The organism is uncultured Winogradskyella sp., from assembly GCF_947498345.1.
Taxonomy (GTDB): Bacteria; Bacteroidota; Bacteroidia; order Flavobacteriales; family Flavobacteriaceae; genus Winogradskyella.
On sequence record NZ_CANMJY010000006.1, the window covers coordinates 171,118 to 184,970 of the forward strand.

The 13,853-nt window shown below is 33.1% G+C and carries 10 protein-coding genes; 4 read left to right on the plus strand and 6 right to left on the minus strand.

Going from position 1 to position 13,853, the window contains the following annotated elements; genetic code table 11:
- Window positions 1–20: 20 nt before the first annotated feature.
- The 3 genes from Q0912_RS09685 to Q0912_RS09695 form a co-directional block, all read right to left on the minus strand.
- Entirely contained in the window at window positions 21–1,016 is a 996-nt protein-coding gene (locus Q0912_RS09685; RefSeq protein ID WP_299114500.1) for a type I phosphomannose isomerase catalytic subunit, read from the minus strand.
- 11 nt (window positions 1,017–1,027) lie between these two features.
- Window positions 1,028–1,420, minus strand: a complete 393-nt coding sequence (locus Q0912_RS09690) for a hypothetical protein (RefSeq protein ID WP_299114502.1) — start codon at window positions 1,418–1,420, stop codon at window positions 1,028–1,030.
- A gap of 115 nt (window positions 1,421–1,535) precedes the next feature.
- Complete coding sequence (locus Q0912_RS09695) at window positions 1,536–2,723, minus strand: glycosyltransferase (RefSeq protein WP_299114504.1); 1,188 nt, start codon at window positions 2,721–2,723, stop codon at window positions 1,536–1,538.
- Window positions 2,724–2,906: 183 nt separating this feature from the next.
- Here Q0912_RS09695 and Q0912_RS09700 point away from each other — a divergent pair, with 183 nt between their 5' ends.
- Genes Q0912_RS09700 through Q0912_RS09710 form a run of 3 tightly spaced genes read left to right on the plus strand, consistent with a single transcriptional unit; the run spans window position 2,907 to window position 8,720 of the window.
- A complete protein-coding gene (locus Q0912_RS09700; protein WP_299114506.1) occupies window positions 2,907–5,996 on the plus strand; it encodes a hypothetical protein in 3,090 nt (1,029 codons plus the stop codon).
- On the plus strand, window positions 5,996–7,210 hold the full coding sequence (locus Q0912_RS09705; protein WP_299114508.1) for a hypothetical protein: 1,215 nt from the start codon (window positions 5,996–5,998) through the stop codon (window positions 7,208–7,210). Before Q0912_RS09700 ends, Q0912_RS09705 begins: the two co-directional genes overlap by 1 nt.
- Complete coding sequence (locus Q0912_RS09710; RefSeq protein WP_299114512.1) at window positions 7,203–8,720, plus strand: glycoside hydrolase family 2 TIM barrel-domain containing protein; 1,518 nt, start codon at window positions 7,203–7,205, stop codon at window positions 8,718–8,720. The genes Q0912_RS09705 and Q0912_RS09710 overlap by 8 nt, the downstream gene beginning before the upstream one ends.
- Here the strand turns inward: Q0912_RS09710 and Q0912_RS09715 are convergent.
- The 3 genes from Q0912_RS09715 to Q0912_RS09725 all read right to left on the minus strand — a co-directional run bounded on the left by Q0912_RS09715 (window position 8,710) and on the right by Q0912_RS09725 (window position 11,625).
- Entirely contained in the window at window positions 8,710–9,942 is a 1,233-nt protein-coding gene (locus Q0912_RS09715) for a glycosyltransferase (protein ID WP_299114514.1), read from the minus strand. The two genes, Q0912_RS09710 and Q0912_RS09715, sit on opposite strands and share 11 nt — an antisense overlap.
- Before the next feature lie 112 nt (window positions 9,943–10,054).
- Entirely contained in the window at window positions 10,055–11,314 is a 1,260-nt protein-coding gene (locus Q0912_RS09720; RefSeq protein ID WP_299114515.1) for an oligosaccharide flippase family protein, read from the minus strand.
- A gap of 29 nt (window positions 11,315–11,343) precedes the next feature.
- Window positions 11,344–11,625, minus strand: a complete 282-nt coding sequence (locus Q0912_RS09725; RefSeq protein ID WP_299114520.1) for an STAS domain-containing protein — start codon at window positions 11,623–11,625, stop codon at window positions 11,344–11,346.
- A gap of 155 nt (window positions 11,626–11,780) precedes the next feature.
- Between Q0912_RS09725 and Q0912_RS09730 the strand changes: the two genes are divergently transcribed.
- Complete coding sequence (locus Q0912_RS09730) at window positions 11,781–13,829, plus strand: tetratricopeptide repeat protein (protein ID WP_299114522.1); 2,049 nt, start codon at window positions 11,781–11,783, stop codon at window positions 13,827–13,829.
- Window positions 13,830–13,853 lie beyond the last annotated feature (24 nt).

Genomic DNA, 13,853 nt, shown 5'->3' on the forward strand with positions numbered 1-13,853 from the left:
AACCTAGTATACCTTCATTTTTAAGATGCTATTTTTTTAGTATCTGAATTTGAAGGTTTTATATATACTTCGAGCAATTTAGCATTCTGGGCATTAAAAACAACTGACTCACAATTTGCTGGTACCAAAATAGTCTCACCTTTTGCTATAAACTCGCTATAACCATCAATATTAATTTGAGTTTTACCTTCAACGCACATGAATATCACAAAGGATTCACTGGCTGTATAATCTCTTTGATTTAACCCTTTAACATTAAAAATATTAGTGGTAAAAAAATCGCAATCAACTAGATTACTAGTATTTTGTTCTTTTAAGTTGTACTTACACTTTCCATTAGATTGAAAAACCTTTGTCGCCTTTTGAGCCATATATGTATGTAATTCTCTTTTGCATCCTTTATCATCTTCTCTATCCCAATCATACACACGATAAGTTATATCACTTGTTTGTTGAATTTCTGCAGCTAAAACACCAGCACCTATAGCATGTATTTTTCCTGCAGGTATAAAATAGCTATCTCCTTGTTTTACTTTTTCCTTATTAAAAACGTCATTAACATTGTCTGCACTAATAGATTCTAAAAGATCTGTATTGATCTTTTTTAATCCTAAAATAATTTCTGCATCTTCATCGCTATCCATAATATACCACATCTCAGTCTTCCCAAATGAATTATGATGCTTTTTTGCCATTTTATCATCTGGATGTACCTGAACAGACAAGTTAGTTTTTGCATCTAAAAATTTAATAAGTAATGGAAAGTTCTCTCCAAAAGCTTCTATTATTTTATGACCGAGAAATTCACCCTTAAATTTTTTTATTAAATCATTTATAGACTTACCTTTATACAGGCCATTTGAAACTACAGATATGTTTCCTTCTACTCCCGATATTTCCCAACTTTCTCCAACATTTTGTAATGTCGTGTCTTTATTTAAAACCTTAGAGAGTTTTTCACCTCCCCAGATTTTCTCTTTTAATATTGGACTAAATTTTATTGGATATACTTTCATAGTTTATTTTTTTAAAGAATTGACTGTTTGAATTTATTGTTACTCGAATCTTGGGATTTAAAATAATCTAAGAGCGAAAAAATACTTTTGTATAAGGTTGACTTGATGCGTTGTCTACTCTTAATATTTTTATCGAACGCTATGATTTCATCTTTTTCCGCACATAGAGAATTTACTATCTCATTGATATTATACTTTTGTTCTATTAAAGTATTGGCATCTATAAAGCCAAGATGTTTTAGGTCAAAATCATTGAACATAAATCTGGCACCTGCTCGTTTTGCCAACTCTCTATTCACTTTCTTTTTTATTTCCACAATTGAAACTTTGGTTGTACATGTCTCTTTAATTTCTATGAGTTTCTCTAAAGTTTCATCTTTACTTTCATTATCAACAAAACACATTTTAATATGGTTCGTTGACTTAATATTTTCAATAAATATTTTAGAATTTATATCAATCGCGTTGTTATGAAATATGATAATCACACCTATATTCATCTTTAAATAGTCTCTGTTATTAAATAATCTCTAGCTTGTTGTTAACTGTGTAATTAAGCACATGTTTTTTTCTTCTATAAACCCAAGCTATTTGAGCCAACTGCATCACGATTTTTAAAGAATCGTTCATAGACAATTTAGAACCATCCGCGTGTATCCATCGCTTAAGAGGTTGCTCGCAAAGCATTGTCTTAGCTTTATTGAGGCCATAATGAATAGCCATTCTTTTAAAGATCTCAACATCAAATATCCATTGAGTCACAAACTTCTTTTTAAATGCAATTTCAATAACATCCTTTTGAAAGATTTTTGCACCACATTGCGTATCCTTAAAGTCCATAGAAAGGATTTTTCTAATAATAAAATTTATGGTTAAACTGATAATTTTTCGGGCGGACTCCTTTGTTATGTTTGCACCCATTCTCGAAATACGAGAACCACTAACAATTTTAAAATTAGAGTTCTCAATTGTCTTTACTAAATCATCAAAATCAGCCAAATCAGTAGATAAATCAGCATCTAAGAATCCGATATAATCCAAATCATCTTTTTGAGCCATATGTAGCATCCCAAGTCTTACAGCTTCTGCTTTTCCGCCATTCTTTTCACAGTCATATACAGTAATGAAGTCTTTTCTACCTTTCTGTAAATTTTTTAAAACTTGAAGAGTATTGTCTTTACTTCCATCATTTACAAAACATAAATGGTATCCCGAATTTTGGTTTACAAAACTTAAAAATTCATCGCTCAACAAACGTTCTTCTTCATTATAACATGGAATCACAACACCAACGCATCGTTGCTGAATCATAATGTTGCTTTCAGCTTCTAACTCAATACCTACTTCTGGAGCTCCAATTAATCGCTTTACTCTTGCACAGATTTCATTGAGGCTTAATGGTTTTTTCATGTAATCATTTACACCCAATTCAAATGCTTTAGTGATATTATCATCAAGGGTATTTCCAGATAGAATCATTATAGGAGTATCAGATGCTTTAGTTATTCTGATATGAGTGATGATCTCGAAACCAGATATATTTGGCATATTAATATCTACTATTACTAGATCTGGATTAAAAGAATCATATACTTCTAATCCTTTTTTAGCATCGGTTTCTATTTTAACATCATATCCTAAATCTGTTAATCGCTTCTCTAAAGGAAGTAATACTAATTGTTGATCATCTATGGCTAAAACTTTCATAATAATTGATTTTTGTCATTATTTACTATTCAAAAGTACATGAGATGACGTCTTTAAAATTTGAATTTAGATTAACCGAGTATTTAGTGTAGACGAATGGTTGATTACTGTAGTTGAATAAAATGAACACCAGTATTTAAATTATATATCTTTACACTATTGATGACATTATCAATGATTTAAATGAAAAATGCCTCGAACAAATATTTAATTATAGCGCTTCTAACAGGAATTGCTTTTCATGGTGCTTCTATATTTTTCACATTAGAGACAACCTATGATGCACTAATCCATTTGTTTTTTGCTGACCATTATGCCAATAGCTGGTTTGAACCATGGAATTATAAATGGTATACTGGCTTTACAGTAATGAGCTATCCTCCATTAGTACATCAATCCATTGCAGTACTATCTTTTATTGGTGGACTCAAATTTGGTTTATTCAGTATTGCACTAATCGGTATTGTTTTATTCATAACTGGCGTTTATAGGTTTTCCTTATTATTAACTTCAAATAGAGCCGTTGCTGGTTACGCTTCTATATTGGCTGTATTTTCATCTTCCTTTATTGAAACATTACACATCTTTGGACAGTTACCAAGTATTATTGGTATTTCTGTTTTAATGCATTCATTACCTGAAATTTACTTATGGCTTAAAACCGAAAGACCACGTTATTTAGCTACTTCGCTCTCATTAATAGCAGTCACAGTAACCTCACATCATGTTACACCTATTTTCGGAATGGTATTTTTTATTTTTCCATTAATTGGCATGGTGATTATGGATCATACTAGAGAGGGAGTACAATCCATAAAAGCGGTGACAATAAGATTATTCTTAAATAGTTTTATAAAATTATTTAAGCGCATTATAAGCTTTGGCTTACTCTCTTTGGTCATAATAGTTGGGTGTATCCTTCCTTACTGGATCAACTCTAAAAACAATCCTATTACCCAAGTACCAATTCCACATGGATCGAGAGATCATTTCTTAGAAATCACTTCATCTGGACTTGTGTTCTTTTTAATCCCTTGGGGCATTTTATTAATTCTTTTACCATATATATTTTATAGGTTTTATAGCAAACGTTATCTGTTCTTTGGTCTGTCCATTAGTATCTTATTTATTCTGGGGACTGGTGGCACCACTCCTATTCCAAAATTAGTTCTTGGTGAGGCAGCTTTCAATATTTTGACTTTAGATAGGTTTACATTCTGGGCATCAATAATGTCCTTACCGTTATTTGGTGAGTTTACATACAGATTTGTAGAAGGAGATTTAAAGACTTTAATACAATCAAAATTTGGGGCTGTCTACCATCGTATTATTGGTGGCATTTTAGCTGGTCTAGTTTTATTAATGGTCATTTTTACCATGAGCCTTAGCTACTTTAAACCATCTCAACCACAGAAAATAAAGATGCTTCCTATAGTTAACTTCCTTAATCAGGACCAACATGATCAATGGAGGTATATGACCTTAGGGTTTGGCGATCAAATGGCGTGGCTGTCTGCACAAACTAATGCTATGTCTGTTGATGGAAACTACCATTCAGCAAGACGTCTACCTGAACTTACTACAAGACCAATTGAACGCTTAGAAAATTCAAAATTTAAAGGTATCGAAGGTATTGGTTCATTACAGCAATTCTTATCCACACCTGAGAAGTATAATCTAAAATATATTTTTTCTAATGATAAATTCTATGACCCTATTTTATACTTCTGTGGATGGCAACGCTTAAGGCAACTCGAAAATGGCATCATGGTTTGGGAGAAACTAAATATACCTCCTTTATCTTCTATTTTACCTAAAGATGATGTCAGTACATGGCAAAAATTACTTTGGGGAATTGTTCCTTTTCTAATGGTTTTAATTGCCTTTTTATTAAATATACAACCCCTTTTAATTAGGGGATTAAAAAGTAAACTTAAGCCTTTACCTGTATATTTGAACTTTAAGAATGACTATTCTATTTTTTCAAAAGGTCTTCTAAACTTCTCACATATTTGGTCAATCATTTTAGTACTAACCATTGGATTTGGGATATATCAATTCTATGTTAAAAATGAATCGCATCATTCTCCAGAGAATGCTGTGCTAGCATATTACGATGCTTTAGACTTTAAAGAGTTTGAGAAAGCACATAGTTTAATTAATCCTAACAGTAGTTTAACCATTGCGCAGTACATGTTAGAAGTTTCCGTTACTGATGGTTTATTGAGTTCCTATGCTAAACTAGATGCTATTGATACCGAAATCATTAGTAAAACTGATCATCTAGCAAGTGTAAAAGTGAATACGTATTGGATTACACCATTAGAAAAAATACATAAAACGTACTACAGATCACTTACTAAGGTCGATGGCAAATGGTATTTAGAACCCGAAGATATCACAGCCGACTTACCCCCTGACCAATTATATGCAAGTAATAGAACCAATTACTTTAATCAAGGAAGACGACGCATAACTACGGAGCAAACTCACCATGAAGATGTATTAAAGCAACCTGTGCTCGAAATTCTTACCGCTAAGTTGGTGAAGCTAGAGAATAGTTATGCCATTATTGGTGAAGTTCATAATATAGACAATGTTCCAGCTGATATTGTGTTAAAGGGTACTTTATATAATGATGATAACAAAGCCTTAGCCACTTACAATGCTAAATATCACGTAAAGCATAAATTGATGCCTAAAGAAGTAAGTTCGTTTCGCATAAATTTTGAAGGTATTGCTTGGTCTAAAACGAAAGATTCCATACCTAAGACCTTTAATCCAGGTGAATTTACACCAGTAGAATTAGAAGAGCAGCCCACTAAATTTAATCTACAAGCTGCTGGAAATGTTTCGGGTTCGGATTTATTTAAGAGTACAACAGTCTCAATTTCTGAGATTAACAGTAAGCGGATTTCTGGAAACTTATTTAATAGTGGAACAGAAGAAGTCACCATCCCACAATTACTGATATCCTATTATGACACTAACAAGAATTTAGTTTGGGTTGATCATTTATTCGTAAAAAAAGGAATTCGTCAACAACGAAAGCAAGCTTTTCAATATGAAGTATTAGACCTTGATAAATTTCAGGTTATTTCTGGAAATATGAGTAATTGCTTTGTCAATGGACTCCCAAATGAACATATCTCTGATAAGATTGTTTCAGATCGTATTATTAATCATAATAATGAAGAATTACAACCCATAAATCATTCTAATTATAAATTTATAAAACTCGAAACCAATACATACATTGGTAATCCTAACTAATGTCATTAAAGTATTTATACATATCATTAACTATAGTAGCCTCAATATTTGTTGGTATTAGTCTCAAACAAGATTATCAAGACAATGACTATACTTTGACCTCTAATTCATCAATCTATACTGCAGGGGATGCCATTACAATTAAGTTTAAGTATAATGGTAACAGCAATGTCTTTTTGTATTGTTCAAATAGCTATGGGTCCATTATCATAAAACCAGAATTGGATACAACTTTGAATTTTAAAATTCCAGAATCTATATCTAATAAATCCGGAACATTAAATTGGGAATTACGATCAGACAAGAAACTACATGCTGGTCAGATTAAAATATTACCTAAATCAGAAATAGAAAAAACAGAAACCTATATTGGTCCACCAAGCATTGAAGCTGGAGGTACCGATTACACCATGCTAGTCTCTATACCAACAGATGATTTAGATAATCCGATTATTGACAGTACAGAAGTTGCTGTAAAGCATCAGTTCTTAGAACAGCAAGTAATAGATTATATTTATACGAAACATGGCTTCGGCTATAAAAATTTATACTCCTATGAGAAACGTGGTCGCATCCTCATAAACACAGAATGTTTAGGTCTAAATTCTAAAGAATTTGACGTCAACGTTATGCCTACCATTCCTACAAATTTTTCAATTTCTGCCGATCGTATTCATAACTATGCTGACGGTAACCAAATAACTACTTTTAAAACGTCTGTCATTAAAGATCGCTTTAATAATATTGTTAGCGACGGTACATTTGTAACCTTTTTTATTACAAACCAATTAGGCTATAAAGCATCAACTTCTGGAACCACCATAGACGGCATAGCTACAGCTAAAATTTTACATCCAGACCATGAAGAGCTGTGGACTATTAAAGCTTATATTGAAGGTATGGCTAATAGCGAACCCATAGCTTTAAATTATGAGCAAGCTATTTCAGATTTTGAAGTTTCATTTTCTAAAAACAATAGATTAATCACTGTTGGTCCACTTCAAAGTTTTATGCAACAGTATATCCCAGATGGCCTTAATGTATATCTAAATATTTATAAAGCTGGAAAATTAGAACATCAAATTATAGAACAAAGTATAAATGGTTTTGCTAGTTTTAAATTAAAATCAGACCGTTATCCAAAAGGCACTTATACTGTTGAAATTAAAGCTGCCGGGCTCACAAAATCATTTCCAAATCTAATCTATGAATAATAACAAAACCATATTACGAAGTCTCATTTTAATAAGTTATGTTCTTATCATAGCATTAGTTATTTATGGTATAGCTGCCATTTTCTCTTATCTCAATACTGGTGCAGATCGTAGCACTATGCTACACACAGGAGTAAAACAAATAGACCAATATTCACCAGAATTAACTTGGGCACCTTTAGCAAATGAAGGACGATCTATGGATGAGGAAAACCTTAAGGCTATTGAAGACAATTACTTAGATGCCTGGTATGTAAAACATGTGGCCTATATGACCAATACTATGACTGGTATAGATGATTTTTACACTAAAAGTGCGCAGTTAAATATTCAAAATGTTATTTCGATTAACTCTGAAAGCAATACGTTTATTGAAGCCACCACATTAGCACATTATCCTACATTAGAATTTTTTAGTGAAGATGGGCAGTTAGCGGTACTAACAGATCACGATGTTATTGAATATAAAAGAATTTTTAGCAATGAGACACTTGTTGCCCAAGTCAATGAAAAATCCACTTATAAAGTCACCTTATTATTAGAAGATGGCTTTTGGAGAATAAGACATTTGGTTCGTATAAAAAGTGAACCTTATACTCCTGAAGCAGAGCTCAACCCAATTGCTGTTTCTAATATCAAAGGCATTAATTACTATCCGCAAGCAACACCTTGGGATATGTATGGTGATAATTTTGATAGTGAAACCATTGCTAAAGATTTAAAGATTATAAAAGATAGTGGTTTAAATAGTATTAGAGTTTTTGTGCCTTATGACGACTTCGGAAAGTCTAATGTCTCAGAAGTTAAATTAGAAAAGTTAGTTGCTGTATTAGATCTTGCTGAAACATATAATCTTAAAGTTTTAGTGTCCCTTTTTGATTTCTATGGTGATTATTCGGTCTTAGATTGGACCTTAACGCAACGCCATGCGAAATCTGTGGTCAATGCCTTAAAGTCGCACGACGCTTTATTAGGATGGGACATAAAAAACGAACCGAATCTTGACTTTAAAAAACGAACCGAAGATTTGGTCATAGCCTGGTTAGACAAAATGATTGACTTTGTGAGATCGCAAGACCCCAATCATCCAATTACAATCGGCTGGTCTAATACTAGCAGTGCGACATTGTTAAATAAAAAGTTAGATTTTATATCCTTCCATTACTATGAAGATGTCAGTAAACTTTCAGAAGCCTATACTTCGTTGCAATCTAAAATAAAAGACAAATCTATTGTGCTAACAGAATATGGACTGTCTTCTTACAGTGGGTTATGGAATCCTTTTGGTAATTCTGATGACGATCAAAAAGATTATCATCAATCTATGCAAACTACTTTTTCAGAAAACGATATTCAGTTTATGGCATGGACACTTTATGACTTTGCAGAAATACCAAAGGAAGTCGTTGGGCGACTTCCTTGGCGCCAAAATGCGCAAAAGCATTTTGGATTTATAGACGAAAATGGGATTAAAAAGCCTTCGTTTAAGTATATCTCAACTAAAGAATAACTTCGTGCGTGTTAGTGTTGCTATTAATTAAGGGGCTAACAACGCGCTTTCGTTCTATAATTTGTTTAAATGTTTGTATGTACATCTCTGCTATTTGAGACATTGGATGTGCAGTAGCTGCTTTATAATTTTCTTTTGCGATATTCTGTCGATGTGCTTCATTAGTCACTAAAACTTCTATGGCTAATGCTAAACTTTCTATACTTGTAGGTTCAAAAAACTCTCCTCTGTAGCCTTCATCTTGTACCAACAAAGCTAAATCTCCTAAATCTGGCATTACTACAGCTTTACCATAACTACCCGCTTGATGTAATACACCAGAGCTTCCTGTTGTAGAGGTGTAAGGAAAAACAACAACAGCGCTTTCGTTAAAAATGACTGGTACATCTTCTTCCTCAACATAACCTGTAAAACGCACCTGTGGTATGTACTTATATTGCTCTTTTACATCTTCTAAATAACCAGGTACATTTGGATTATCAGTACCTGCTATGACCACTTCTAAATCTAAACCTGTAGATTTTCTAACCATCTCTACAGCTTCAATCATGCCTTCCACTTTTTTATAGGTTCCAAATTTTCCGAAAGTCATAATCTGTAATGGACCTTTTGGTAAATTATAGTCTGGTTCTTCTGGAATTTCAAAGGTGCCGTGCGGAATTAGCTTTACATTTTTAGCACCATATTTATCTTCTAAAATATCAACGTACTTCTGCATTGTAACAGCAACTGTATCGGCTTTTAAAATTAACTTTGTTAACGTCGAGCCAATGAATCCGTAAATCTTTTGCATGAGTTTATTAGATGTGAAACCTGCATTTCCTAAATCTACTTCCTCTAAGATATTGTGTAATAAAACAACATTAGGAATCTTCTTTAACTTACATACTAAAGGCAACATAAGCCCTAAGGCAGCAGCCACTTTCTTATCTCCAAACTTCATAAACTGAAGATTAAATAATACTGAATCTGGCTTTGTTTGGTTAATTGCTTTTGTTACCGAAACGATGTTTTTATAACTATTAAATGTCCAACATTCTTTCACAGTAACCTTACATCCTGCTTCTGTAAATTCTATATCTTTGTCTCCTTCAGTTTTATCAGTTAACAAGATTAATTCTGTAACATCTTGGTGTTGTCTAAACTGCTTTACTAAATGGTATGCATATTCGTTTAAAGTGACTTTACTTGGAGGATATGCCGTTACGATTGCTAGTTTCATGATCTATGTTTTTTAAATATTATTTTTTGTTTACAGTACAAATTTGGGCTTAATAAAGGATAAAAACTGTTGACTTTAGATGGGCTACTTTTAAGTGTAGACGAATGGTATCTTACTTTAGATTAGACCTTTTATGATATAATGATTCACCTTTGAAAAACAGTAATTGAATAACTAGTAATAATGCCATAGCTACAATTTGCATATGTACTACCTCACCTAAACTATCGTGAAAGAACACCACTAAAACCATTTGTAACATTCCGAAAACACCTGAGATAATCACTGGCACATATTTATCTAAAGACAAGTAGTAATAGGCAAATATATTTGAGATGGCAAACATTGATGTGGCAATGGCATATTTCCATAATAAAGGTGCCATAGCAATATAAGCTTCACCAAATAATAGTTTTATAATAAACTCTGGACAACTTAAGCATACCGACACAATTATTGCAGAAATTGCAGTGATATACCCTACATATTTAAACAATACTGTTGCTGTTTCCTTACCTTCCTTTTGCAATTCTACCACAGCTGGTAAAAGCAACATCACAAACATCCAGGCTATGAAATATACAATACGTCCTATCAATGCTAATGAGGCATACAAACCTGCTTCGTAGGATTCAAAATAGTGTTTCACCAATAAGATGTCACTGTTGTTTATAATAATCTGTGTGAGTTCGTAAAAAGCTGTTAATAAAAAGAAACGTTTAATTTGCTTGCTGTAGGTCTTCTCTAATGGCAATAGCTTATTAAAGCTAATTTGCTTCACTTTAAATGGGAACAATCCAAATACAAAGGATAATAAAATCCCAGTAGCTATAACCCAAGACGATTTAATACCAAATAGTAGAATAATACTAAGAGTGATGAATAAACGGCTCAGCATTTCACCTTGATAGGTAATCGACAAAGATTTATATGCTTTTTTGCCTTGGTATGTACCACGATTAACACTCATTAAAAAATAAAGTGGGACGCCACAGCCAAATATCACAAACATACTTGCGGATGATGTATTAAACACCTCTTGTAACTGTGATGCAAATACAATGATAAGTAATCCTAAAAGTACTCCTACTCCAAGAGCTTGCTGATATACTTTAGTGATAAAACTTTTAAATACGCTATGCTCAAATAAGACTGAAAACTTTGCAGTTACCAGTTGAAATGTCATGGCAATAAAAGAAAGCACCAATAAAAATGTAATGAGTACTGCAGCATCAGCAAACTGAGCAGGTCCAAGTATACGACCCAAAATAAGGTTGTACAAATAATTACCTCCATTAACAACCAGAACACTTACCATAAATAATTGCTCTGGTGTTAATTTTCTCGACTTTAATGTGGCTAATGCTTGCATGACATTCATTGTTATCTTAATGTACCTTTTTATGCTGCCGCTTCAGTAAATCTAAATTCATCATAGATCTCTTTGCAACCTAATCCAACCATATAGAAACTTCTATTATAGTTGAGGGCAATATCATATAAAGCTTTTAAAGCGCGTAATCCACTTTTATCTATTTCAGTAACGTTTTCTATGTTAAGAGTTAAATCACCTAATGCATTTAATAAGATTTCACAGTGGTTTTGAAAGTGCTTCACCGTTGATGCATTGATTGCTCCTTCTACTAAAAATTCTCCGTTATTTTCTTTAATTGTAAGTGCCATAATGTTTTAATTTTTAAATGGTTATTCGTTCAATTCTGACGTAAATATCCTCAGTATTTCCATGTATGAGCGTTCTATTTCGACGGATGGTCGTTTGCTGTAGATGAATGAAGCACTACCTGTCCGTAACTTGCAAATAGTTAAATACAACAGTTATGAAGACCTTAAAATCTATTATTACCATTACTATAACATTATTTGTATTACAGGTATCTGCACAGAACATGCAAGACGGTTTCACCTATTTAGAAACTGGTCAGTACGCTAAAGCAGAACAATTCTTTACAACTATATTAAAAGACCATCCAAACAATAAAACTGCTCGTCTATGTTATGGACGTGCTATAGGATTAAACGGAAAGACAGAAACAGCACAACGCGTATTTACAAAACTGCTAGAAGACTATCCCAATGACTATGAAGTAAAGTTAAACTACGGAGAATCTCTATTATGGAATAATAACTTCTCTGAAGCCAAAACCTATTATAAGAATTTAGTGACTGAGAACTCAAATAGCTTTGCCGCTTTATTAGGTTTTGCCAATACACTATCTAATTTAAAGGAGTATGAAGCTGCATTAACTTATATCAATAAAGCCTTGGAGGTGTCACCAGGAAACCCAAATGCGCTGACCTCAAAAAAGTACATCTATTTAGGTTATGCCTACCAAAACCAACAAGCACAGCAGTATGATAAGGCCGAAATGCTTTTAACCAAGAACCTTGAGTTGTTTGGTGATGACAAAGACACGCTTTTAAATCTTGCTAATCTGTATTTGATTTGGGAAAAGTTAGACCAAGCAGAAGCCACTTACAAACGATTAGCTGAGCAGCCAGAACATAAAACACAAGCTTTAAACGGACTCGCTTTAGTAACTCATCTCAAAGGAAAAGAAAAGCAAGCATTAGATTTGAGTACGGAAGCCTATAAACGTATAACAGATGCTACGGAAGCTACTATTGCACAGCAAACTACAGAGCGCTATGCCCAAGCCTTAATCTGGAATAAAAAATATAAAACAGCTCAAACATTAATAGACCAACTGATCACGGATTACCCAAACCAAAATTGGGTCTTAGCTTTATGTGCCACTTTAAACATTTATAAGAGCAACTTTAAACAAAGTTTAGCCGATTACAACCAAATCTTAGCTAACGATAGTACTTCTTTTGATGGTAACTTGGGTAAAGCTAATGTCTTAAAAGCTTTAGGTCGTTTTGATGAAGCTTACACCTCAGCAAAAAACACGCTTAAGTTTTATAACAACCAAAAAGATGCGGTGAACTTTATTAATATAATGAACGTCAACTTTAGCCCAAGCTTAGACTCTAAAGCCTCGCATACGTTTGACAATGGAGATAATAAAGCCTATACCTTTAATACTAACGTCACTTATCCATTATCTCGACGATTGAGTCTATTAGGAAACTATAACTATAGAACCACAAACAATACCATAACCAATAATACAGCCAATTCTAATAACTTGTCGTTAGGACTGGCTTACCAAGTGGTGCCAAATATCACTTTTAAAGGTACTGCAGGATTAACCTCTGCGAAAGCAGAAAGTACAGATTATACGCAACTCTTAACAGATCTGTCTTTTACTATTAAAGCCTTTAAATTACAAACCTTAGCTATGGGTTATAAACGCCAGGTAGAAAGTTTTAATGCCGATTTATTAGATAGAGAGTTGGTACAGAATAACTATTACGCTAACTATAACTTAAGCACCAATGTTAACTTAGGTTGGTACACGCAATTGATGCACACAGCACAAAATGATGGTAATACCAGAAACTTAGTATTTACCTCATTGTATTATAACCTCTTACCAAAACCAAATCTTAAGGTGGGTGTAAACTACCAATACATCACCTTTAAAGACCAGGTACCAACGATTTACTTTAGCCCTGAGAAATTTAATGCCTATGAGGTTTTTGTAAATTTGATAAAAGATGAAGCGACTGCAAAACCCAACCAGTGGTTTTATAATGTCACTGGTGCCTTTGGTTACCAATTTATAGAAGACGACCCTAAACAAACGACTTATAGATTACAAGGTGCCTTTGGTTACAAATTCTCTGAACGTAGTTTACTCAATATCTATGGCACACATAGTAATATTGCCTCTGCGACTGCTGCTGGATTTACCTTTACTGAGATTGGGTTACGTTTTAAGTGGGTTTTGGGTAAAAAGTAAACACTTTTCTTTAGCTATTTTGTT

Coding starts and splice junctions, on each gene's coding strand:
- Q0912_RS09685 (WP_299114500.1), bottom strand. CDS start 1,016: ATGAAAGTATATCCAATAAAATTTAGTCCAATATTAAAAGAGAAAATC.
- Q0912_RS09690 (WP_299114502.1), bottom strand. CDS start 1,420: ATGTGTTTTGTTGATAATGAAAGTAAAGATGAAACTTTAGAGAAACTC.
- Q0912_RS09695 (WP_299114504.1), bottom strand. CDS start 2,723: ATGAAAGTTTTAGCCATAGATGATCAACAATTAGTATTACTTCCTTTA.
- Q0912_RS09700 (WP_299114506.1), top strand. CDS start 2,907: ATGAAAAATGCCTCGAACAAATATTTAATTATAGCGCTTCTAACAGGA.
- Q0912_RS09705 (WP_299114508.1), top strand. CDS start 5,996: ATGTCATTAAAGTATTTATACATATCATTAACTATAGTAGCCTCAATA.
- Q0912_RS09710 (WP_299114512.1), top strand. CDS start 7,203: ATGAATAATAACAAAACCATATTACGAAGTCTCATTTTAATAAGTTAT.
- Q0912_RS09715 (WP_299114514.1), bottom strand. CDS start 9,942: ATGAAACTAGCAATCGTAACGGCATATCCTCCAAGTAAAGTCACTTTA.
- Q0912_RS09720 (WP_299114515.1), bottom strand. CDS start 11,314: ATGCAAGCATTAGCCACATTAAAGTCGAGAAAATTAACACCAGAGCAA.
- Q0912_RS09725 (WP_299114520.1), bottom strand. CDS start 11,625: ATGGCACTTACAATTAAAGAAAATAACGGAGAATTTTTAGTAGAAGGA.
- Q0912_RS09730 (WP_299114522.1), top strand. CDS start 11,781: ATGAAGACCTTAAAATCTATTATTACCATTACTATAACATTATTTGTA.